Origin of the sequence: Pelagibacterium lacus, from assembly GCF_003345525.1 — a bacterium.
Taxonomy (GTDB): Bacteria; Pseudomonadota; Alphaproteobacteria; order Rhizobiales; family Devosiaceae; genus Pelagibacterium; species Pelagibacterium lacus.
On sequence record NZ_QQNH01000019.1, the window covers coordinates 15598 to 38383 of the forward strand.

Consider the following 22786-nt stretch of genomic DNA (forward strand, 5'->3'; position numbering starts at 1 on the left):
CCCAGGGTTACGACAGGCTCCGCGCGTAGTCCTCAAACGTGAACTCGCGAACGAGTTCCACCTGTCCGTCCAGGTGACGTACCGCGATAGACGGCATCTGGACCCCGTTGAACCAGTTCTTCTTGACCATGGTATAGCCGCCAGCATCGAGGAACGAGATACGGTCCCCTGCCTTAAGCTCGGTTTCGAACTGGAACTCTCCAAAAATGTCCCCGGCAAGACAGGTTTTACCGCAGACAATATAGGTGTGTGGCCCGGTGTTGGGGGCCACGCTGGTATACTCGCCGTAAGTCAGCAGATCGAGCATATGCGCTTCGGTCGAACTGTCAACGATAGCTACGTGCTTGCCGTTGTACACCGTGTCGAGCACGGTGACTTCCAGCGTCGTCGACTTGGTGACCGAAGCCTCGCCCGGCTCAAGATAGAGCTGGATGCCGTAGCGTTCGCTCATCGCCTTCAAGCGCTGCGCGAGCTTGTCGATCGGGTAATCGTCGCCGGTGAAGCGGATTCCGCCCCCGAGGCTAACCCATTCCAGCCCATGCAGAATGTCGGCGTAGCGCTCCTCGATGGTCTGCAGGAGCGTATCGAGGCTGTCATACTCGTCATTTTCGCAGTTGAAGTGGAACATCACCCCGGAAATGCGATCGAGGACCGGCCGGACGCGCTCCAGATCCCACTCGCCCAGCCGCGAAAACGGCCTTGCGGGGTCCGCAAGAATGAAATGCGAATGGGAAATGCCCGGATTGAGCCGCAATCCGATCTTCTTGCCCTGCGCCTCCGCCTTGTCGGCGTAGCGCTCGAGCTGGCTGACCGAATTGAAGATGATCTTGTCGCAGGCCTCGATCGCCTCGTCGATCTCGTGATCGGCCCAGGCCACCGAATAGGCATGGGTCTCCCCGCCGAATTTGTCGCGGCCGAGCTTGACTTCATAGAGCGATGAGGAGGTCGTGCCATCCATGTGCTCGCGCATGAGGTCGAAAACCGACCACGTGGCGAAGGCCTTGAGCGCAAGAACGCATTTAACGCCCGATGCCTGACGCAAATACGATATTTTTTCCAGGTTTCGGAGAAGTACCGATTTGTCGAGCAGATAATAGGGAGTCTGTAGCGTCAATTCTTGCGATCGAACCTCCTTGGTCCCTTTTCAAAAAGGGGCGCGGGCACAAAAAAACTCCGCCGGGCAATGGCGGAGACACATCATCTAAACACTGACTCGCCGGGATACAAGCCTCGGCGGGAAAAAATTATCCCTTTGTTCCCCAACGTTTGGCCCGGAGGCTCGGCTGGGCTAGAGAAGACCAATCACGGGAAGACAGCATGATGCGCACCATTTTCGTCATCGGGATCGGCACCGGAAATCCGGGACATATGACCGCGGACGGCATTGCAGCCCTGTGCAACGCCGATGTGGTGTTCGTGCCCACTAAGGGCGAGGAAAAGGCGCGCCTCGCCGCGGTCAGGCGCCAGATCATCGCGCGATATGGCGCAAAGCCGCGACTGGTCGAATTCGCGCTGCCGGTGCGGGACGAGACGGTGACGGACTATGCCGAGCGCGTCAGCGATTGGCACGAGGCGATTGCCGGCCAGTATCGCCATATGATCGCGGCCATGGGGGAAGGCGAAACCGGCGCGCTGCTCGTCTGGGGCGATCCGGGCCTCTACGATTCTACCCTGAGGATTCTCGAACGGGTCGCCGCCATGGGAGGACGGTTCACTCTGCGGGTCCTGCCGGGGATCACAGCCATCCAGGCCTTGACCGCGGCTTTTGCCATTCCGCTCAATACGGTCGGGAACCCGGTCCATATCACGACGGGACGGCTGCTTTCCCGGGGCTTTCCCGAGGGTGCGGACAGCGTCGTCGTTATGCTGGACGGCCGCAAGGCCTATGCGGCGCTCGATGCGAAGGACCTCTACATCTATTGGGCCGCCTATGTGGGGATGGACGAGGAAATCCTCATCGAAGGCCCGCTGGCCGAGACGCGCGACGCCATCACCGCCGCACGCGACGCAGCCAGGGCGCGGCATGGATGGGTGATGGATATCTATCTGCTGCGCAAGACCGTGTGACGGCGCCGCAGGGCCTATCTCCGGCTTCTGCGGCTTGGTAAGAGAAACCATGAACGCGCATCCCTTTTCCCCGCCCCTGCCGCGCGGCGCCTGTCCGACGCTGGAAACGCCCATGGCGGTCGCGGACGGGCTTCTCGCCCGCTTCCGCCCCGTCGAGGGGCTTTCCCCCCGGCAGGCCCGCGCGCTGGGCACGGCAGCCGAGGTCCATGGCAATGGGCTGATCGAAGTGACGGCGCGCGGCAACCTCCAGGTGCGGGGGCTGACGCCGGAGAGCGCCGCTGGATTTCGGGCGGATCTGGCGGCGGCAGGTATTGCCGCGCAACCGGCTCCAGCCATCGAGATATCGCCACTGGCGGGGGATGACCCCAAGGAGCGTACCGATCCCCGGCCACTGGCCCACGCCCTGCGCACGGTGTGCAACGCGGCGCTGGACGGCGCGCCGCTCTCGCCCAAGCTGTCGATCGTGCTGATCACCGGCGGTCAGGTGCTGCTCGATGGGCTCAAGGCCGATATCCGCCTTGTGGCGCACCAAGACCGCTGGGGGCTGGAACTGGGCGGCACGATGCTGGGCGCGCTGCCGGAGCGTGCCGTTCCCGCTGCGGTGGCGACGATTCTGGCGCTGCTGCAAAAGCACGGACCACGGGCCCGGGCGACCGATCTGGCGCCCGGTGAGGTCGTTCATATCCTCGGTGGGCTGGCGCCGCTCGCCCATGCCGATATCCGCCCTCCGAACGCCATGCCGGGGCCGCTCAGCCTCACATCCGGTTCCCCTGCCCTGCGCATCGGCCTGCCCTTCGGCCAGGTCCGCGGGCGGCACCTGGAGGAACTGGCGCAGATCATGGAGGCGTACGGGATAGCCGAAGCCCGCCCGGCGCCGGACAGGACGCTGATCCTGCTGGGCTTTTCCGCCGGAGCCTTGCGCGATCTGGCGCCGGCGCTCGCGGCGCGGGGCTGGTGGACGCGGCCCGAAGCGGCCGGCACGGGCCTCTCGATCTGCTCTGGCGCCGAGCGCGGACCGGACGGCATCATCCAGTCGGCCGAACTGGCCCAGGCGCTTTGCGCCGCCGCGCCCGGGCTGATCGACGGATCGTTCCACATCCATGTCGCGACCTGCGACAAGGGTTGCCCGCATGCGGGGCGGCCGGGCGTGGTGCTGGACGGCCAGCGGCTGCGGCTCTATCGCGATGCGACCAGAAAGCCGTTTGCAACGCTCGACCCGGGGGCTATGGAAGCGTCCATCCGTTCACTGGCCCGGCGAATCCGCGACCACCGCCAACCCGGCGAGTCGACGCTTTCGGTTCTGGGCCGACTGGGGGAATGATGACCGACTACGACTATATCCGGGACGGGACCGAAATCTATCGCCAGTCCTTTTCCATCATCCGGGCCGAGGCCGACCTCGGCCGGTTTTCCGAAGAGGAGGCCGACATCGCGGTGCGGATGATCCATGCCTGCGGCATGGTGGAAGCGGCGCAACACTTTCATTTTTCACAAGGATTCGTCACCGCTGCCCGCACGGCGCTGGAGCGCGGCAAGCCGATCTTCACCGATGCCGAGATGGTGGCGCGCGGTGTCACCCGGGCCCGCCTGCCGGGCGACAATGAAGTGATCTGCGAAGTGCACAACCCGGAAACCCCTTATCTTGCACAGGATTACGGGACGACCCGCTCGGCGGCGGCGCTCCATATCTGGCTGCCGCGCATGGAGGGCGCGGTGGTGGCGATCGGCAATGCGCCCACCGCCCTGTTCCACCTCCTCGAGCTATTGCGCGACGGCGCGCCCAGGCCGGCGGCGATCATCGGCATGCCGGTGGGCTTCGTCGGGGCGGCGGAGTCGAAACAGGCGCTCAGGGACAATTCCTATGGCGTTCCCTTCGCCATCGTCACGGGGCGGCTGGGGGGGAGCGCCATGACGGCGGCGGCGCTCAATGCGCTGGCGAGGCCGGGGATATGACGGCGTCCCGAGGCCGGCTGATCGGCGTGGGCACCGGCCCCGGCGACCCGGAATTGCTGACGTTGAAGGCGGTGCGGGCGATCGGGGAAGCCGATGTGATCGCGCATTTCCTCAAGCGCGGCCGGGCCGGCAATGCGCGGACAATCGTCGCGCCGCACTGGCGGCAGGAGGCGATCGAATTGCCGCTGGCCTATCCGGTAACGACGGAAATGGACCGGCATGGGGAAGACTACAAGACGCAGATCGGTGCGTTTTTCGACGATGCGGCGGCGCGGATTGCGATTCATCTCGATGCCGGCCGGTCGGTGGTGGTGCTGTCGGAGGGCGATCCCTTCTTTTACGGCTCCTACATGCACGTTCACGCGCGATTGGCCCCACATTACCAGACCGAAGTGGTGCCGGGGATAACTTCCTTGTCCGGATGCTGGTCGCAGGCCGGGGTGCCGCTGATGCAGGGGGACGATATTTTCACCGTATTGCCCGGAACGCTTGAGGTTTCGGTGCTTGCGGCGCGGCTGGCGGAGACCGATAGCGCGGTGATCATGAAGGTGGGGCGCAACCTGCCCAAGATTCGCCAAGCGCTTGTGGCGGCTGGGAAAATGGACGGCGCGATCTATGTGGAGCGCGGGACGATGGCCGATGCCGTGGTGCAGCGCCTGGCCGAGCGCGACGACGCCCCGGCCCCCTATTTCAGCCAGGTCCTGGTGCCGGGCTGGAAGGACCGGCCATGAGCGGCGTGCTGTATGTGATCGGGCTAGGGCCCGGAAATGAAAGGCAAATTACGCCCGAGGCGCGCGAGGCGATCGCGAAATCGAGCCATTTTTTCGGCTATAAACCCTATGTGGAGCGGCTCCAATTGCGGGCCGACCAGACCGCCGTGCCATCGGACAATCGCGAGGAGCTCGACCGGGCCGGAGCGGCGCTGACGCTGGCGGCGGAGGGCAAGACCGTGGCGGTGGTCTCGGGGGGCGACCCGGGAATTTTCGCAATGGCATCAGCGGTTTGCGAGGCGATCGACACGGGGCCCGAGGCCTGGAAAACCGTGGCGCTGCGGGTGGTGCCGGGGGTGACGGCGATGCTGGCGCTGGCGGCGAAAGTGGGGGCGCCGCTGGGGGCGGATTTTTGCACCATTTCGCTCTCGGACAACCTAAAGCCCTGGAATATAATCGAAAAACGCCTCAGGCTGGCGGCAGAGGCGGAATTCTCCATCGCGATCTACAATCCGATCTCCAAGGCGCGGCCCTGGCAATTGGATAAGGCTTTCAATATCTTACGCGAGATTCTGCCGGGCGAGATTCCGGTGGTCATCGGACAGGCCATCGGGCGTCCAAACGAGGCGATTGTGGTCACGACACTGGAAAAAGTCCGCGCACAACAGGCGAATATGGCCTCGACATTGCTGATTGGAACACGCTTGTGGCGTGTAATTAGCATTTATAACGCGCCATGTGTGGTCTACGCGCCGCGCTCCGTCCCGGGGGGTGAAAAATGAACGAACGCTGGCTGACCATAGTGGGGATCGGGGAGGACGGCCTCGACGGGCTGACCGACCTCACCAAGGCGCGAATCGCCGACGCGGAAGTGGTGTTCGGCGGGCAGCGGCATCTGGAGATGATCGCCGGGATGAACCTCGCCGAGCAGCGGCGCTGGCAATCGCCCATCGAGATTTCGGTGGAGGAGGTGGCGCGGCTGCGCGGGCGCAAGAAGGTGTGCGTGCTGGCCAGCGGCGACCCGTTCCATTTCGGCATCGGGGCGACGCTGGCGCGGCTGATCCCCGGACGGGAGATGCGGGTCATCACCTCCCCCTCTGCCTTCTCGCTGGCGGCGGCGCGGATGGGCTGGGCCTTGCAGGAGGTGACGGTGCTCTCGCTGCACGGGCGCCCCATCGAGCTGGTGCGGCGGCATCTGCATGAGGGGCGCAAGATATTGGCGCTGACCTCGGATGGCGAGGGGCCGGCGGAGATCGCGGCGCTGCTGGACGAGGCCGGGTTCGGACCGAGCGGGCTGACGGTGCTCGAAGCCTTGGGCGGACCGCGCGAGCGGGTGCGCGACACCACGGCCGCCGATTTCGACCTCGAAGGGGTTTCGCCCCTCAACGTGCTGGCCATCACGGTGCGGGCCGGGGCCGGCGCGCGCATGCTGCCGCTGACGCCGGGCCTGCCGGACGACTGGTTCGACCATGACGGGCAGATCACCAAGCGCGAGGTGCGCGCGCTGACGCTGGCGGCGCTGGCGCCACGGCGCGGGGAGACCCTGTGGGATATCGGCGCCGGCTCGGGCTCGGTGGCCATCGAATGGATGCTGATGGACCCTTCGCTCGCGGCCATCGCCATCGAGCACGTGCCCGAGCGGATCGACCGCATCGCCGAGAACGCGGCGCAACTGGGCGTGCCGGGGCTGACGATCCGGCGCGGCAAGGCCCCCGAGGCGCTGGACACACTGCCCGCCCCGGACGCGATCTTCATCGGCGGCGGGGGAATCGATGACGGGGTGGTGGACGCCGCGATCGAAGCGCTGAAGCCCGGCGGGCGGCTGGTGGCCAATGCGGTGACGCTGGAAATGGAAGCCCTGCTGGTGCTGTTGCAGCAGCAGATGGGCGGAAGCCTCACCCGCTTGCAGATCGCGCGGGCCGAAACGCTGGGCACGATGAGCGGGTGGCGCCCGGCCATGCCGATCACCCAATGGGCCTGGACCAAATGAGCGTCCATTTCATCGGCGCCGGCCCCGGCGCCGCCGACCTGATCACCGTGCGCGGACGCGACCTGCTGGCCCGGTGCCCGGTGTGCCTTTATGCCGGGTCCATCGTGCCCAAGGCGATGCTGGACTGGTGCCCGCCCGGGGCGCGGCTGGTCGACACCGCCCCGCTGTCGCTGGACGAGATCGAGGCCGAATATCTGGCGGCAGACGCCAATGGGTTGGAGGTGGCGCGGCTGCATTCGGGCGATCTCTCGATGTGGAGCGCGGTGGCCGAACAGATCCGGCGCCTCAAGGCGCATGGCATCGCCTATACGCTGACGCCGGGGGTGCCGGCCTTCGCGGCGGCGGCGGCGGCGCTGGGGGAAGAGCTCACCAAGCCGGGACTGGCGCAGAGCCTCGTCCTGACGCGGGTTTCCGGGCGGGCCTCGCCCATGCCGGAACGCGAAACGCTGGGGCGGTTCGGGGCGACTGGGGCGACGCTGGCCATCCATCTGGCCATCCATGCCATCGACCGGGTGGTGGACGAGCTGACCCCGCTCTATGGCCCTGATTGCCCGGTGGCCGTGGTCGCCTGGGCGAGCTGGGAGACGGAGCGCATCGTCCGGGGCACGCTGGGCGATATCGCGGCAAGGCTCGCGGCGGACCCGATCGAGCGCACGGCGATCATCTTCGTCGGCCCGACGCTGGACGCCGAGGGGTTCGAGAACAGCGCGCTCTACGACGCGGCCTATCAGCGGCGGTTCCGGGGCCGCGAATAGGCCGATTGCCTTTGTGGTGCGTTCCAGCGCACCATCGGGGCGACGATTCCGCAATCTTGCAGCGATGGCCCGATGACCGCCGAACCCCGATCCGCGCTAGAGTCCGATTTCGCTTCGTTGAATCGGAATCAGACTCCAAGTCTTTATTTTATCGTGAAATCGAACCGGAAAAGTCTGCAACTTTTCCTGATCTCACTCTAATGCGCACCAGACGCTTCCTGGTTTCCGAGTATGCCGTCCTCGTCGCGCTGGGGCTGGCCAGCCTGCTGGCGCTGGTGTTTTTCGACATCGCCGACAATGTGATGGAGGGCAATACGCGCGAGGCGGACATGGCGGTGCTCAACCTGTTCCGGGTGCCCGGCGACCCGTCGCAGATCATCGGGCCGGTGTGGCTGCACGAGGCGGTGCGCGACCTCACGGCGCTGGGCAGCGGCACGGTGCTGACCATCATCGTCACCATGGCGGCGCTGTGCCTCCTGCTGCTCAACCAGAGGCGCGGGGCGGTGCTGATCGTCGTCGCGACGCTGAGCGGGACGCTGCTCTCCAATACGCTCAAGCTCGGCTATGCCCGCGAGCGGCCCGATTTCGAAACCATTTATGCGACGCTCACCAACAGCTTCCCCTCGGGCCACGCCATGCTGAGCGCGGTGACCTTCCTGACGCTGGGCGCGCTGCTGGCCCGGTTCGCCGGGCCGTTGCGGCTCAAGATCTTCCTGTTCGCGGCGGCCATCGTGCTGACCCTCGCCATCGGCGCCAGCCGCATCTTTCTCGGCGTCCACTATCCCAGCGACGTGATGGCCGGATGGGCGCTGGGCGCCGCATGGGCCCTGATGTGGAGCGGGGTGGCCGCGTTCCTGCAACGGCGGCGGATGCTCTCCGGTCTGGGCAAGGGCCAAGATTAGGCTTGGCCAAGCTGGGGCAAATCGGACATGGTTGGCTCCTGACACGCAATCGGACCGGGAGCCCTGATGGCCGCCTACATATTGCGCCGCCTGTTGCTGATGATCCCGACGGTGCTGGGGATCATGGTGGTGAGTTTCCTCGTCGTCCAGTTCGCGCCGGGCGGGCCGGTGGAGCAGGCCATCGCCCGGTTCTCGGGCACCGAGGTTTCGGCGCTGTCGCGGGTGACCGGCTCGGCGCAGGGGGATTTTTCCGGCCAGAGCGGGGTCGACACCTCGGGGGCGAGCGCGGCGGGCAGCGGCAACGAGGTGCAATCGACCTATCGCGGGGCGCGCGGGCTCTCACCGCGCTTCATCGCCCAACTCGAGGCGCAATACGGCTTCGACCGGCCACCGGTCGAGCGGTTCTTCAAGATGATGGGCGACTATCTGCGCTTCGATTTCGGGCGATCGTATTTCCGCGACATCTCGGTGATCGACCTGGTCAAGGAAAAGATGCCGGTCTCGATCTCGCTGGGGCTGTGGATGACGCTGATCTCCTACGGGATATCGATCCCCCTCGGCATCGCCAAGGCGGTGCGGGACGGGTCGCGGTTCGACATCTGGACCTCGGGGGTGGTGATCGTCGGCTATGCCATACCGGGCTTCCTGTTCGCGATCCTTTTGATCGTCCTCTTCGCCGGGGGGAGCTTCTGGTCGCTGTTTCCCTTGCGCGGGCTGACCTCGCCCGGCTTTGCCGCCATGCCGTGGTATCAGCAGATCCTCGACTATGCCTGGCACATGACGCTGCCCATCGCCGCCATGGCGCTGGGGGCGTTCGCGACGACGACGCTGCTGACCAAGAATTCCTTCCTCGACGAAATCCGCAAGCAATATGTGGTGACGGCGCGCGCCAAGGGGCTGAGCGAGAACCGGGTGCTGTACGGCCATGTGTTCCGCAACGCCATGCTGATCATCATCGCCGGGTTTCCGGGCGCGTTCATCGGGGCGTTCTTCGGCGGGTCGCTGCTGATCGAGACCATTTTCTCGCTGGACGGGCTGGGGCTGTTGGGCTTCCAGTCGGTGGTGACGCGGGATTATCCGGTGGTGTTCGCCACGCTCTATATCTTCTCGCTGGTCGGGCTGGTGCTGGGGCTGGTATCCGACCTCACCTATATGTGGATCGATCCACGGATCGATTTCGAGACGCGGGGGGTCTAGGTGGCGCACTCGGCGATCAACCAGCGCAGGCTGGACAATTTCCGGCGCAACCGGCGGGGGCATGCCTCGTTCTGGATCTTCATCGTCCTCGTGGTGGTGACGCTCTTCGCCGAGGCGATCGCCAATGACCGGCCGCTGGTCGCCTATTACAAGGGCGAGGTGCTGTTTCCGGTGGTGGTCGACTATCCGGAGAGCAAGTTCGGGGGCTTTCTCGCCCAGACGCAATATCGCTCGGGCTTCATCCAGCGCGAGATCGAGGCCAATGGCTGGATGGTCTGGCCGCTGGTGCGCTATTCGCACCGCACGGTGGACGACGCCCTCCCCCGCCCCGCGCCCAGCCCGCCAAGCTGGATGATGCGCGCCGAGGACAATTGCGCGCGCTATCGCGAGGGGGTGGCCGATCCGGGCTGCACCTTCGGCAACATGCACATATTGGGCACCGACGACCAGGGGCGCGACGTCTTCGCGCGGCTGGTGCACGGGTTCCGCATCTCGGTGCTGTTCGGGCTGGTGCTGACGGTGCTCTCCTCGGTGGTGGGGGTGGTGGCGGGGGCCATCCAGGGCTATTTCGGCGGCTGGACCGACCTCATAGCCCAGCGGTTCATCGAAATCTGGACCTCGATCCCCTCGCTCTATCTGCTGCTGATCATCTCCAGCGTCATCGCGCCCAGCTTCTGGGTGCTGCTGGGGATATTGCTGCTGTTCTCCTGGGTGGCGCTGGTGGGCGTGGTGCGGGCGGAATTCCTGCGCGGACGCAATTTCGAATATGTGAACGCGGCGCGGGCGCTGGGGGTGGGCAATGTGACCATCATGTTCCGGCACCTCTTGCCCAATGCGATGATCGCGACGCTGACCTTCATGCCGTTCATCCTGGGGGGCTCGATCACCACGCTGACGGCGCTCGACTTCCTCGGCTTCGGCCTGCCGCCGGGCTCGCCCTCGCTGGGGGAATTGCTGGCCCAGGGCAAGAACAACCTGCAGGCCCCCTGGCTGGGGCTCACGGGCTTTGTGGTGATCTCGGCCATGCTGAGCCTTCTGGTCTTCGCCGGCGAAGCGGTGCGCGACGCCTTCGACCCGCGCAAGACGTTCGGGTGATGGGAATGGCGGGGAAAACCCACTATATTGCACAGCAGGACCCGATGGAGCGCGCGATGAACAAGATCGTTCTCCACCATTACCCGGTGGACAAACTGCCCGAAGACCTGCGGCGGCATTTTTCGCGCGGGGGATCGGTGACGCTCGAGGTGGTGGAGGAGAGGACTGACGAGCCCGAACAGAGCGTGGAAGAGCTCGTGCGGGCCATGCGTGCCCGCCATGCCGGGCGCTTGCGCAGCCAGGAGGATATCGTCGCGGAAATCCGCGCCCTTCGGGACGAATGGGACGACTGATTTGCCGTTCGAAAAAATCTATCTCGACAGCAATGTCTTCATCTCGGTTGCGGCCGGTGAAGTCAGCGGGATCGGTGCGGCTGTCGTCCAATTTGCTACGACTGCCGCGCCCAGCCCAAAGTTCGCGACCAGCGAGCTGGCCTTGTCGGAAGTGCTGGTGCATCCGTTTCGCTTCAATGACACCGTACTGGCGTCGCAATACCGATCGCTCATTGTGGGGCATAGCTGGATCGAGGCGCTGGCCGTCGAGCGCGAAATCCTCATCGAGGCGGCAGCGCTTCGCGCTCGCAATGGCTATCTCAAGCTGCCCGACGCCATCCATATCAGCACGGCGCTAGCGTGCGGATGCAGCCACATGCTGACCGACGACCGGCGGCTGCGGGACGCCTATGCGTCATGGTCCGGTGACGCCAGGCTGGCGATCATCCGGCCGACGCTGGAAACGCTCGATGCCATTCTGGCGTGGGTTCGCGCATGACAACTCCCCTGCTGGCGGTTGAGGATCTCGAGGTGGCGTTCCGGGTGGGGGAGCGGAGCGTTGCGGCGGTGAAGGGGGTGAGCTTTGCGGTGGCGCCGGGGGAGACGCTGGCGCTGGTGGGGGAATCGGGGTCGGGCAAATCGGTGACGGCACTGTCGGTCCTCAGGCTGCTGCCCTATCCGGCGGCGTCGCATCCGCGCGGGCGCGTGCTCTACAAGGGCGAGGACCTGCTGGCGGCGGACGAGAAGGCGCTGCGGCGGGTGCGGGGCAATGGCATCTCGATGATCTTCCAGGAGCCGATGACCTCGCTCAATCCGCTGCACACCATCGAAAAGCAGATCAGCGAGGTGCTGTCGATCCATCGGGGGCTGGGCCGGGCGGCGGCGCGGCGGCGGGTGCTCGACCTGCTCGAGGCGGTGGGGATCGACGCGCCGGAAACCCGGCTGGGCGCCTTTCCGCACCAGATATCCGGCGGGCAGCGCCAGCGGGTGATGATCGCCATGGCGCTGGCCTGCGAGCCGGACCTTCTGATCGCCGACGAGCCGACCACGGCGCTGGACGTCACGGTGCAGGCGCAAATCCTTACCCTCCTCAAGGAATTGCAGGCGCGGCTGGGCATGGCGATGATCTTCATCACCCATGATTTGGGGATCGTCCGGCGCATGGCCGACCGGGTCTGCGTGATGCAGAACGGGGAGATCGTCGAGCGCGGCACCACCGAAGCGCTGTTCGCCGCCCCGCAGCACGCCTATACGAAGCAATTGCTGTCGAGCCAGCTGAGCGACGCCGCGCCGCCGGCGGCGCGCGACGATGCCGAAACGGTGATGGCGATCGACGACCTCAAGGTATGGTTCCCCATCAAGCGCGGGCTGTTCAAGCGCGTGGTGGGCCATATCAAGGCCGTGGACGGGGTGAGCGTCACGGTGCGGGCCGGGGAGACGCTGGGGATCGTCGGGGAATCGGGATCGGGCAAGACGACGCTGGGGCTGGCAGCGCTGCGGCTGATCGCATCGGAAGGCCGGATCGTCTTTCTCGGCGAGGAGTTGCAGCGCAAGGGCTCGCGCGCCATGCGGCCCTATCGCGCCGACATGCAGGTGGTGTTCCAGGACCCCTATGGCTCGCTGTCGCCGCGCATGACGGTGGGCGACATCATCGCCGAGGGGCTTAGGGTGCATGACAAGGGCCTCTCGGACCGGGGGCGGGACGAGCGGGTGGTCACGGCCCTCACCGAAGTGGGGCTCGACCCGGAGACGCGGCACCGCTATCCGCATGAATTTTCCGGCGGGCAGCGCCAGCGCATCGCCATTGCACGGGCCCTGGTGCTGGAGCCCAAATTCCTCATCCTCGACGAGCCGACCTCGGCGCTCGACATGAGCGTGCAGGCGCAGATCGTCGATCTGTTGCGCGGCTTGCAGGCGCGGCACGGGCTCACCTATGTGTTCATCTCGCACAATCTGCGCGTGGTGCGCGCCATGGCCGGACGCGTGGTGGTGATGCAGGGAGGCAAGATCGTCGAACAGGGCCCGACGGCGGAGATTTTCGAGAAACCCAGCCATCCCTATACGCAAACCCTGCTCGCCGCGGCGCTCGATGACGGGTGAAGGCCGAATAAAGGAATGCGCCCCCCTCGCCTTTTTCGGCCAGCGGGATAAAATCGATACGAGTCCCGCCAGAGGATCCCAGGAGGACGCCATGAAACCCCTTGCCCTTGCCGCCGGCCTGCTGGCCGCTCTTGTCGCCACCCCGCTCATGGCGCAGGAGGCGGAGGGATGGCGCCACGCCATCAGCATCGACATGGAGCCGCGCTACGAAGCGGGGTTCACCATGTTCGACTATGTCAATCCCGACGCGCCCAAGGGCGGCACGGTGCGGCTGTCGGCGCTGGGCGCGTTCGATACGTTCAACCCCATCCTGCCGCAAGGCCAGGCGGGATCGGGGCTGGGGCTGGTCTATGAGACGCTGATGACCGACAGCCTCGACGAGACCTCGGTGAGCTATGGGCTGCTGGCGGAAGCGCTGCGGGTCGCGGAGGATTTTTCCGCGGTCACCTTCCGGCTCAACCCGCGCGCCCGCTGGGCCGATGGCGAGCCGGTGACGGCCGAGGACGTGCTGTGGAGCTTCGAGACGGTGACGGAAATCTCACCGATCTACGGCGAATATTATGCCTCGGTGGACGGGGCGGAGATCACCGGCGAGGGCGAGATCACCTTCCATTTCTCGGAGACGGGCAATCGCGAACTGCCCTTCATCATGGGCCAGCTTCTGGTGCTGCCCAAGCATTGGTGGGAGGGCACCAATGCGCGGGGCGAGCCGCGCGATATCGGCGCCTCGACGCTGGAAATGCCCATGGGCTCGGGCCCTTATGGGATGAGCAGCTTCGATGCGGGGCGCACCATCACCTATACGCGCGACCCCGATTACTGGGGGGCCGCGGAGCCGGTCAATGTGGGCACGGCCAATTTCGACGAATACCGGATCGAATATTTCCGCGACACCACGGTGATGTTCGAGGCCTTCAAGGCCGACCAGTTCGACTGGTGGACCGAAAACATCGCGCGGCGCTGGGCGACCAGCTATGATTTTCCCGCCGTCACCGACGGGCGGGTGGTGCTGGAGGAGTTCGAGAACGGCTTCAACCGGTCGGGGGTGATGTGGGGCTTCGTGCCCAATCAGCGGCTGGAGAAGTTCCAGGACCCCAATGTGCGCGCGGCGCTCAATTATGCGCTCGATTTCGAGGAGCTGAACCGCACGCTGTTCTACGAGCAGTATCAGCGGATCGATTCCTACTTCTTCGGCACCGAGCTGGCGGCCGGGGACGGCCCGCCCGAGGGGCTGGAACTGGCCATTCTCGAAGAGGTGCGGGACCTCGTGCCCGCTTCGGTGTTCACGGAGCGCTTCACCAATCCGGTGGGCGGCAGCGAGGACAGTTTGCGCGAAAACCTGCGCGAGGCGCTGCGCCTGTTCGGGGAAGCGGGCTATACGTTGGACGGCAACCGGCTGGTGGACGCCAACGGCACCCAGTTCGGCTTTGAAATCCTCTCCTATGACAATGTCATCGAGCCGCTGGTGCTGCACTGGGCCAACAATCTGGGGGCGATCGGGGCCAATGTGACGTTCCGGGTGGTCGATACGGCGCAATACACCAATCTGGTGCGCAGCTTCGACTATGACGTGATCTATACCCGCTGGGCGCAATCGCTGTCGCCGGGCAATGAGCAGCGCTATTTCTGGGGCTCCTCATCGGCCGAGGAGCAAGGGTCGCAGAACTATGCCGGCATCGCCGATCCCGGGGTGGACGCGCTGATCGACCGTATCGTGCGCGCACCGGACCGCGAGACGCTGGTGGCGGCGACCCATGCCCTCGACCGGGTGCTGCTGGCCATGCACAATGTGGTGCCCAGCTATACCATCACCTATGCAAGGACGGCGCGGTGGGACCGGTTCGACCATCCCGAGACGCTGCCCGAATTTGCCATCGGGTTCCCCGATATCTGGTGGTGGGACCAGGAGAAGGCCGCCGCGACCGGCGGCTCCAATCGATAATCCCGACGCGGCCCGGCCCCACCGGGCGGCGTTCCCCAAGTGAGTAGGACTGCATGATGGATCAAGACGTCCTCGTCATCGGCGCCGGGATCGTAGGCGTTGCAACGGCCATTCACCTGTTGCGGCGCGGCCGCAGCGTGCTGCTGATCGACAAGAACGCGCCGGGGCGGGAAACCTCGTTCGGCAATGCGGGGATCATCCAGCGCGAGGGGGTGCGGCCGCATGCGTTTCCGCGCGACCTGCGCACGCTGATGCAGGTGGGGCTGCACCTCTCGACCGCCGCGCGCTACGACCCCTTCGCCCTGCCCCGCGTCACCCCGGCCCTGCTGCGCTACTGGTGGGAATCCGAGCCGCATCACTATTCGCATGTGGTGCAGAGCTACGCGCCGCTGATCGGGCGCTCGATCATCGAGCATGAGGACCTGATCACCGCCTCGGGGGCCGAGGAGCTGGTGATCAAGAAGGGCTGGTATCTGACCTTCCGCACCGATGCGAAGCTGCGGAAAGAAGCGGAGAAGGCCAAGACCGACTATGAGCTCTACGGCATCAACCACCGGGTGGTGGACGGGGCCGAGCTGGCACAGATCGAGCCCGATTTCCAGGAAAGGCTGGCCGGGGCCATCCATTGGGAGGACCCCTGGACCATTCGCGACCCCGGCGCGCTGGTGACCAAATATTTCGAGCTGTTCATCGCCATGGGCGGACGCTTTCTCGGCGGGGAGGCCAAGGGGCTGGAACAGGATGGCGGCGGCTGGTCGGTTTCGGTGGACGGCACGCGGCACAAGGGGCGCGAGGTGGTGATCGCGCTGGGGCCGTGGGCACCGGAAATGCTCGAGCCGCTGGGCTATCGCCTGCCGCTGTTCGTCAAGCGCGGCTACCACATGCATTACGGCACCAAGGACGGGGCCACGCTCAACAACTGGCATATCGATGCCGAGATCGGCTATCTTATCGCGCCGATGCAGCGGGGCATCAGGCTGACCACGGGCGCCGAATTCGCCCTGCGCGACGCGGCGCCCAGCCCGATCCAGCTCGGACGGGCCGAACGGACGGCGCGGGGGCTGTTCCCGCTGGGCGAACCGCTCGATCCGCATCCCTGGAAGGGGGCGCGGCCCTGCACGCCGGACATGATGCCGATCATCGGCCCGGCGCCGCGGCATCGCGGGCTGTGGGTGGGGATCGGGCACGCCCATCACGGGTTCACCCTGGGCCCGGCCACCGGGCACCTCCTGGCGCAGGTGATGACCGGGGAACAGCCAGCCATCGATATCGCGCCGTTCGCGATGGATCGGTTCCTCGGCTCAAGGCGGCGGTAGGGGGTTTATCAGGGAACAAAGCCCAGGCTAGGGCGTTTGAGGGCCGGACGCAGGCGTTTTTCGCGCTATTCATTCAAAACATTTCAACGTCAGGGGATCATCAACCATGTCGCGCAATAGTTTGTACCTCTTGATCGGGGCGCTCGTCGTCGTGGTCATCGGCTTCGGCATCTATGCCTATCAGCAGGAAAGCCAGCCCGATGGGGTGGCGATCGAATTCAACGAGAACGGGGTTTCGGTGGAAGCCAATTGAGCCGGTGATTGCCCTCGGGCCTTCAAGCGCCTAAAGGAGCAGGCATCTTGATCCCGAGGATGCCATGCAAGACGCTCCGCTACCGCCCGCCCTGCCCCGCCATATCGTCGAGGACGGCGTGCGGCGGGCCTTCGTCGAGGATCTGGGACAGGCGGGCGACCTCACCACGCAGGCGACCATCGGCCCCGATGCCACGGCACGGGCAGAGATCGTCAGCCGCGCGGACGGGGTGGTGTGCGGCATCGACTTCGCGCAGGCGGCGTTCGCGCTGATCGGGCCGGGACTCGCGGTGGAGGTCGCCAGGGGCGACGGCGCGGCGGTCACGGCGGGCGATACGGTGCTCACCGCGGCTGGAAACGCGCGGGCGCTGCTGGCCGCCGAGCGGACGGCGCTCAATTTCATGACGCATCTGAGCGGCATCGCCACGCTCACCCGGGCCTTCGTGGCCGAGACGGCGGGACACGCCACCCGCATCTGCTGCACGCGCAAGACGACGCCCGGCCTGCGGGCGGCGGAGAAATACGCGGTGCGCTGCGGCGGCGGCTACAACCACCGCTTCGGGCTGTCGGATGCGATCCTCATCAAGGACAATCACATCGCGGTGGCCGGGGGCGTGGGAGCGGCGGTGGCGGGCGCACGGGCCTTTGCCGGGCATCTGGTGGCCATCGAGGTGGAGGTCGACACCCTCGACCAACTCGCCGAGGCGCTCGACGCCGGCGCGAGCGCGGTGCTGCTCGACAATATGGACGACGCCATGCTGGCCGAAGCGGTGGCCATCACCGGCGGCCGGGCAAAGCTCGAAGCCTCGGGCAATGTGACGCTGGAGCGGATCGCCGCGATCGCGGCCACGGGGGTCGACTATATCTCGACCAGCCGCATCACCATGGCAGCCACCCCGCTCGACCTGGGCCTCGACATCGTCCTCGACTGACGCGTTTTTGCCGCAGGCGTGTCGTACGCATTGCGCGACAAACGTCATTGATATATAGGCGCGGCATATTCTCGCTCAGCATATGGTTAAACGCACATGAACGTTCGTACCTTGTGCCTTTCGATCCTCCATTCCCGGGAGGCGAGCGGCTACGAGATCCGAAAACTCTGCACCGAGGGCAATGGCTCCTATTTTGTCGAAGCGAGCTTCGGGTCGATCTATCCGGCCCTGGCCAAGCTCGAGGAAGAGGAACTGGTCACCTCGCGGGTGGAGCACCAGCCGGGCAAGCCGAGCAAGAAGATCTACGCGATCACCGAAGCGGGGCGCATCGCCTTCATCGATGCGCTGCACGAGCCGCTGGGCGAGGACGTATTTCGCAGCCCCTTCCTGCTGTTCGCTCTGTTCGCCAACCTGGTCGATGCCGATCTGGTGGAAGAGCGGGTCAAGGCGCGGATCGCCGAACTGGACGTGCAGATCGCCGAATTGCGCCGCATGCAGGCCGAACTGGACGACCCGCACTGCCAGACCGAACACGACAGCCCTGCCAATGGCGCATGGGTGCTGCGCTACGGTTTGGCTTGCCTCGAGGTTGCGCGTGCGCAATTGCATTCCCACATGGACTCCCTCATTGCCACAGCGCGGCCGAGCCGCGGCGTAGCGCAAGCAGCTGAATAAAGGCGCGCTCGATGCGATTTCTTACTTCCTTTGGTTTGTCTTTCCTCATCCTCCTCGCCGCGGCCGGCTGGTTCGCCAGCGGCACGCTGGTCATGGGCGGCCAGGGCCCCGGCAATGGGGAAACCTCGATCATCACCCTCATCGAGGGCGAAGAGCACGGGCCGATCGCCACGGCGCTGAGCGATGCGGGAATGCTGGTCGAGCATTCCCCGGAAGAGGTCGAGCTGGCGCGCATGACGGTGGCCGAGCGCGTGGCCCAGAACGCCAATTCCGCCGCGCCCGAAGTGTCGGTGCGGACCCAGACCTTTTCGCTCCAGCCCATGCCGATCGAAGTGACCCTGCGCGGCCGCACCATGGCCAAGGCCAATGTCGCCGCCATGGCCGAGACGGCGGGCGTGGTCAATACGGTGCATGTGGCCAAGGGCCAGCGGGTGGAAATCGGCGACCTGCTCTGCACCATCGCGCCGGGCACACGGGCCGCCGCCGTGGCCCAGGCGGAAGCCAGCGTCGCCCAGGCCGAGGCCGGGCTGGCGCAGGCCCAGCTCGATTTCAACACCAATGCCGAACTGCGCGAGCGCGGGCTGGCCCCGGCCAACACCGCCGCGGCGGTCGAGGTGGCGCTCTCGGGCGCCCGCGCCCAGGTGAGCGCGGCCCAGGCGGCGCTCGACAATGCCCAAGCCGAGATGGACCGCACGCGGATCACCGCGGAAGTGGCCGGACTGGTGCAGGCGCCGATCGCCGTGCAGGGCTCGATGCTGGGCCAGGGCGGCACCTGCGCCACCATCGTCGAGCTGGACCCGATCGTCTTCTCCGGCTCGGTGGCCGAGGCCAATATCGGGCTGGCGCGCACCGGGCTCGAGGCCCATCTGCGGACCGTCAACGGGCAGACCGCCGAGGGCACGGTGACCTATGTGGCCGCTTCAGCCGATGACGCGACCCGCTCCTTCCCGGTGGAGATCGAATTCCCCAATGCCGATTTCTCGATCCGCGACGGCATCACCGCGCAGGCGACCGTCGAGATGGGCACCCTGCCCGGACATTTGCTGCCGCAATCGGTCTTGACCCTCAACGACGAGGGTGTGCTGGGCGTGCGGGCGGTGGAGGACGGCGTGGTCGCCTTCCACGCAGTGACCATCGTCTCGGACAGCCGTGACGGCGTCTGGGTGACGGGCCTGCCGCAAAGCATCGACATCATCACCATCGGGCAGGAATTCGTGACCGACGGACAAAGGGTCAGGGCCGGCGAAGCCGCGCCGGCCGAACAAGGCGAACCTGCATGACCAATTTCATCGAACGCATCCTGCGCATGCCGCGCGTCGTGATGACCGTCATGGCGCTGCTGCTCCTGGCCGGCGGGCTCTCCTACTCGGCGCTGCCCAAGGAAAGCTTCCCGGCCATCGACGTGCCCTATCTCTACGTCTCGATCAGCCAGACGGGGATTTCGCCGCGCGACGCCGAGAACCTGCTGGCCAAGCCCGCGGAAGAGGAACTGGCCGACCTCGACGGGCTGGTCAATATGAGCTCGACCTCGACCACCGGGCATGCCTCGGTGATCCTCGAATTCGACACCAATGTCGACGTCAACCAGGCGGTCGCCGATACGCGCGCCAGGCTCGACGCCATCAAGGCGGCGATCCCCGACGACGCCATGGACCCCACGGTCACGGAAATCGACATGGTCGGCTTCCCGATCCTCTCGGTGGCCGTCTACGGCAATGTGTCCGAGCGCGAGCTGGTGCGGCGGGCCGAGCAGCTCCAGACCGCGCTCGAAGGCATCGAGCCGGTGCGCGAGGTGACGCTTTCGGGCGCGCGCGACGAGGTGGCCGAGGTCAGCATCGACCTGTTGCGGCTCGAAGCCTACAACCTCACCGCCAGCCAGTTGTTCGACGCGCTGGCGCGCAACAACATGGTGATCCCCGGCGGCACGCTCAACACCGGCCAGGGCTCGTTCAACATCGAAGTGCCCGGACTGATCCAGAGCGCGCAGGACGTGTTCGAGCTGCCGATCAAGACCGATGGCAACACGGTGGTGACCTTCGGCGACGTGGCGAGCGTGACCCGCACGCTGGAGGACGCGACCGAATACACCAATGTGAACGGCTCCCCCGCCCTGATCCTGGGGGTGAGCAAGAAGGTCAACACCAATATCATCGAGGTGTCCGACCAGGCCCGCGCGGTGACCGAGCAGGTGGCGGCGCAATGGCCGGACGGGGTGGAATACAGCTTCTTCCTCGATCAGGCGGAAACCACCACCCATCTGTTCCGCTCGCTGGAAGCGGCGGTGATCACGGCGGTGGCGCTGGTGCTGATCACCTGCGTGGCGGTGCTGGGGGTACGGGCGGCCTTCATGATCGGCATGTCGATCCCGCTCTCGTTCATGATCGCCTTCCTCTACATGGAAATGACCGGCATGACGATCAACATGATGGTCATGTTCGGGCTGGTGATCGCCGTGGGCGTCCTGGTCGACGACCCCGTGGTGGTGGTCGAATATGCCGAGCGAAAATTGCAGGAGGGGGTTCCCAAGAAGGAAGCCTTCATCCAGGCGGTGCACAAGATGTTCGTGCCGGTGGCCGGCGCGACGGCGACGACGCTCGCCGCCTTCGTGCCGCTCCTGTTCTGGCCGGGCATCATCGGCAAGTTCATGAGCCACCTGCCCACCATCGTCATCGTGGTGATGTGCGCCTCGTTCGTCTCGGCGCTGATCTTCATGCCGGTGATCGGGGCGATCATCGCCTCCACCCATGTGGACCCCAAGGCCAAGGAAGCCGCCGACACGGTGATGTATCCCGAAAAGTTCCACCCCAAGAAGGTGCGGGGCGTGACGGGAATCTATGTGCGCATGATGTCGGTGCTGCTGCGCTGGCCGATCCCCACTCTGCTGGTGGGCTTCGGCGTGGTGTTCGGCATCTTCATCGCCTATGCCAACAACCCGACCGGGGTCGAGGCCTTCCCCGAATCCGAGCCCGAATACGCGACGGTGGCGGTCGTGGCGCAGGGCAACTATTCGCCCGAGGAAATCCGCGACATGCTGGTCGAGGTCGAGGACGAACTGATGCAGGTGGTGGGCGTCCAGGACATCATCATGCAGTTCGGCACCACCGGCGCCATGGGCACCATGCCCCCCGACACGGTGGGCAATTTCCAGCTCCAGCTCGTCGATTACAACAATCGCGTGCGGGCCAACGAGATCTTCGCCGACATCCGCGCGCGGGTGGCCGACATCTCGGGGCTGCAGGTGCAGGTGTTCGGGGCGGAAAGTGGTCCGCCGGCCGGCAAGGACATCAACATGCGGGTCGAGGGCACCAATTACGACGACCTGGCGCCGGTGGTGGCGCGCGTCGTCGACTATCTGGAAAACGAGCTACCCAATACCAGCGATATCGAGGATGGACGCCCCTCCCCCGGCATCGACTGGCAGATCACCATCGACCGGGTGGAAGCGGCCCGCTACGGCATCGGGGTGCGCGAACTGGCGCCCTATGTGCAGCTGGTGACGGGCGGGGTCAATATCGGCACCTATCGCGACCAGGATACCGGCGACGAGCTCGACATCAAGGTGCGCCTGCCGCAGGAAGAACGCACCTTCGACGCGCTCTCCTCGATGCGCATCGCCACGCCCAATGGCATGGTGCCGGTGTCGAACTTCATCGAACGCCATGCGGTGCCCAAGGTGGCCAATATCGAGCGGCGCAACCAGACCTATGTGATGCCGATCGCGGCCAGCCTCACCAATCTGCCCGAGGACGTCTTCCCCGCCCAGCGGGTGGCCGAGTTGCAGACCTGGCTGGACGAGCAGGAATGGCCGGAGGGGATCACCTTCGCCTTTGGCGGCGCCGAGGAGCAGATGGGGGACGCCAACGCCTTCATCGCCCAGGCGTTCGGCGCGGCGCTGTTCATGATCTTCCTCATCCTGCTGCTCGAGTACAACAGCTTCTACCAGGTGATGGTGACGCTCTCGACGGTGCTGATGTCGGTGGCCGGCGTGCTGCTGGGCATGATGGCCACGGGCATGAGCTTTTCGGCGATCATGACCGGGCTGGGCATCGTCGCTCTGGCGGGGATCGTGGTGAAGAACGGCATCGTCCTGATCGACACCTATAACGAGTACAACCGCCACAAGAAGGTGGAGCCGGTGACGGCCATGCTGCTCACCACCGCACAGCGCGTGCGGCCGGTGCTGCTCACCGCCTTCCTCACCGCGCTGGGGGTCATCCCCATGTGGGCCAATGTGGAGTTCGACTTCATCCGCCGCGAGATCGTGGTGGGCGGCATCGCCGGGTCGTGGTTCGTCCACCTGTCGGCGGCGCTGGTGTCGGGGCTGTTCCTCTCCACGGCGCTGACGCTGATCATGGTGCCGGTGATGGTCACCGCCCCCAGCGTCATCAAGCGCCAGATCGGCAGCCTGTTCACCACCATCTTCCGGCGCCGCAAGGACGCGGCGGCGGCAGCGGCGGTGCCCAGCGGGTTCGACGGGGTGGCGGTGGAAATGCCGGTGGCCGAGGATGGCGAACCGCGCCATGTGGTGACCAAGGACACGCCGCTGGTCGAGCACAATGAGAACGGTGTGACCATCCTCTCAAGGCGCCCGGCCGCGGAATAGGATCAACCTTTTTCGCCAGCAAGTT

Annotated in this window: 21 protein-coding genes; 20 read left to right on the forward strand and 1 reads right to left on the reverse strand. The window is 65.8% G+C overall.

Annotation, left to right across the window (positions count from 1 at the left end):
- Positions 1-7: 7 nt before the first annotated feature.
- A complete protein-coding gene (locus DVH29_RS12245; RefSeq protein ID WP_114646471.1) occupies positions 8-1114 on the reverse strand; it encodes a carboxynorspermidine decarboxylase in 1107 nt (368 codons plus the stop codon).
- A 206-nt stretch (positions 1115-1320) separates the two neighbouring features.
- On the opposite strand from DVH29_RS12245, the gene cobF reads away from it, so the two are divergent.
- From cobF to DVH29_RS12340, 20 genes are all read left to right on the forward strand, one after another.
- A complete protein-coding gene (gene cobF, locus DVH29_RS12250) occupies positions 1321-2067 on the forward strand; it encodes a precorrin-6A synthase (deacetylating) (protein WP_114646496.1) in 747 nt (248 codons plus the stop codon).
- Positions 2068-2116: 49 nt separating this feature from the next.
- A complete protein-coding gene (locus tag DVH29_RS12255; RefSeq protein ID WP_114646472.1) occupies positions 2117-3388 on the forward strand; it encodes a ferredoxin-like domain-containing protein in 1272 nt (423 codons plus the stop codon).
- Entirely contained in the window at positions 3388-4020 is a 633-nt protein-coding gene (locus DVH29_RS12260; protein WP_114646497.1) for a precorrin-8X methylmutase, read from the forward strand. The genes DVH29_RS12255 and DVH29_RS12260 overlap by 1 nt, the downstream gene beginning before the upstream one ends.
- Positions 4017-4751, forward strand: a complete 735-nt coding sequence (locus DVH29_RS12265; protein ID WP_114646473.1) for a precorrin-2 C(20)-methyltransferase — start codon at positions 4017-4019, stop codon at positions 4749-4751. The genes DVH29_RS12260 and DVH29_RS12265 overlap by 4 nt, the downstream gene beginning before the upstream one ends.
- Positions 4748-5512 carry a precorrin-3B C(17)-methyltransferase gene (locus tag DVH29_RS12270; RefSeq protein ID WP_114646474.1) on the forward strand — a complete coding sequence of 255 codons (765 nt, stop codon included), beginning with the start codon at positions 4748-4750 and terminating at the stop codon, positions 5510-5512. The genes DVH29_RS12265 and DVH29_RS12270 overlap by 4 nt, the downstream gene beginning before the upstream one ends.
- Positions 5509-6720: a precorrin-6y C5,15-methyltransferase (decarboxylating) subunit CbiE gene (cbiE, locus tag DVH29_RS12275; protein WP_114646475.1), complete on the forward strand. Its 1212-nt coding sequence runs from the start codon at positions 5509-5511 to the stop codon at positions 6718-6720. The genes DVH29_RS12270 and cbiE overlap by 4 nt, the downstream gene beginning before the upstream one ends.
- Positions 6717-7475 carry a precorrin-4 C(11)-methyltransferase gene (gene cobM, locus DVH29_RS12280; protein ID WP_114646498.1) on the forward strand — a complete coding sequence of 253 codons (759 nt, stop codon included), beginning with the start codon at positions 6717-6719 and terminating at the stop codon, positions 7473-7475. Before cbiE ends, cobM begins: the two co-directional genes overlap by 4 nt.
- A 200-nt stretch (positions 7476-7675) precedes the next feature.
- A complete protein-coding gene (locus tag DVH29_RS12285) occupies positions 7676-8377 on the forward strand; it encodes a phosphatase PAP2 family protein (protein ID WP_114646476.1) in 702 nt (233 codons plus the stop codon).
- Between the two features lie 66 nt (positions 8378-8443).
- Positions 8444-9574: a microcin C ABC transporter permease YejB gene (locus tag DVH29_RS12290; RefSeq protein WP_114646477.1), complete on the forward strand. Its 1131-nt coding sequence runs from the start codon at positions 8444-8446 to the stop codon at positions 9572-9574.
- A complete protein-coding gene (locus tag DVH29_RS12295) occupies positions 9575-10669 on the forward strand; it encodes an ABC transporter permease (protein WP_114646478.1) in 1095 nt (364 codons plus the stop codon). It abuts the gene before it with no gap.
- Positions 10670-10725: 56 nt separating this feature from the next.
- The gene (locus DVH29_RS12300; RefSeq protein ID WP_245944971.1) at positions 10726-10962 is read left to right on the forward strand and encodes a hypothetical protein; all 237 of its coding nucleotides are present in this window, start codon (positions 10726-10728) and stop codon (positions 10960-10962) included.
- 1 nt (position 10963) lies between these two features.
- Complete coding sequence (locus DVH29_RS12305) at positions 10964-11440, forward strand: type II toxin-antitoxin system VapC family toxin (protein WP_158541660.1); 477 nt, start codon at positions 10964-10966, stop codon at positions 11438-11440.
- Positions 11437-13041, forward strand: coding sequence for an ABC transporter ATP-binding protein (locus DVH29_RS12310; protein ID WP_114646481.1), 1605 nt, complete (start codon positions 11437-11439; stop codon positions 13039-13041). The genes DVH29_RS12305 and DVH29_RS12310 overlap by 4 nt, the downstream gene beginning before the upstream one ends.
- Positions 13042-13132: 91 nt before the next feature.
- Positions 13133-14983, forward strand: coding sequence for an extracellular solute-binding protein (locus tag DVH29_RS12315; RefSeq protein WP_114646482.1), 1851 nt, complete (start codon positions 13133-13135; stop codon positions 14981-14983).
- Positions 14984-15039: 56 nt separating this feature from the next.
- Positions 15040-16299, forward strand: coding sequence for an NAD(P)/FAD-dependent oxidoreductase (locus DVH29_RS12320; RefSeq protein WP_114646499.1), 1260 nt, complete (start codon positions 15040-15042; stop codon positions 16297-16299).
- Between the two features lie 106 nt (positions 16300-16405).
- Positions 16406-16552, forward strand: a complete 147-nt coding sequence (locus DVH29_RS16500) for a hypothetical protein (RefSeq protein ID WP_199562586.1) — start codon at positions 16406-16408, stop codon at positions 16550-16552.
- Positions 16553-16616: 64 nt separating this feature from the next.
- Entirely contained in the window at positions 16617-17483 is an 867-nt protein-coding gene (gene nadC, locus DVH29_RS12325) for a carboxylating nicotinate-nucleotide diphosphorylase (RefSeq protein ID WP_114646483.1), read from the forward strand.
- A gap of 96 nt (positions 17484-17579) precedes the next feature.
- Positions 17580-18158, forward strand: a complete 579-nt coding sequence (locus DVH29_RS12330) for a PadR family transcriptional regulator (RefSeq protein WP_199562587.1) — start codon at positions 17580-17582, stop codon at positions 18156-18158.
- Positions 18159-18169: 11 nt separating this feature from the next.
- Complete coding sequence (locus DVH29_RS12335) at positions 18170-19438, forward strand: efflux RND transporter periplasmic adaptor subunit (protein ID WP_114646484.1); 1269 nt, start codon at positions 18170-18172, stop codon at positions 19436-19438.
- On the forward strand, positions 19435-22761 hold the full coding sequence (locus tag DVH29_RS12340; protein WP_114646485.1) for an efflux RND transporter permease subunit: 3327 nt from the start codon (positions 19435-19437) through the stop codon (positions 22759-22761). The genes DVH29_RS12335 and DVH29_RS12340 overlap by 4 nt, the downstream gene beginning before the upstream one ends.
- The last annotated feature ends 25 nt before the right edge of the window (positions 22762-22786 follow it).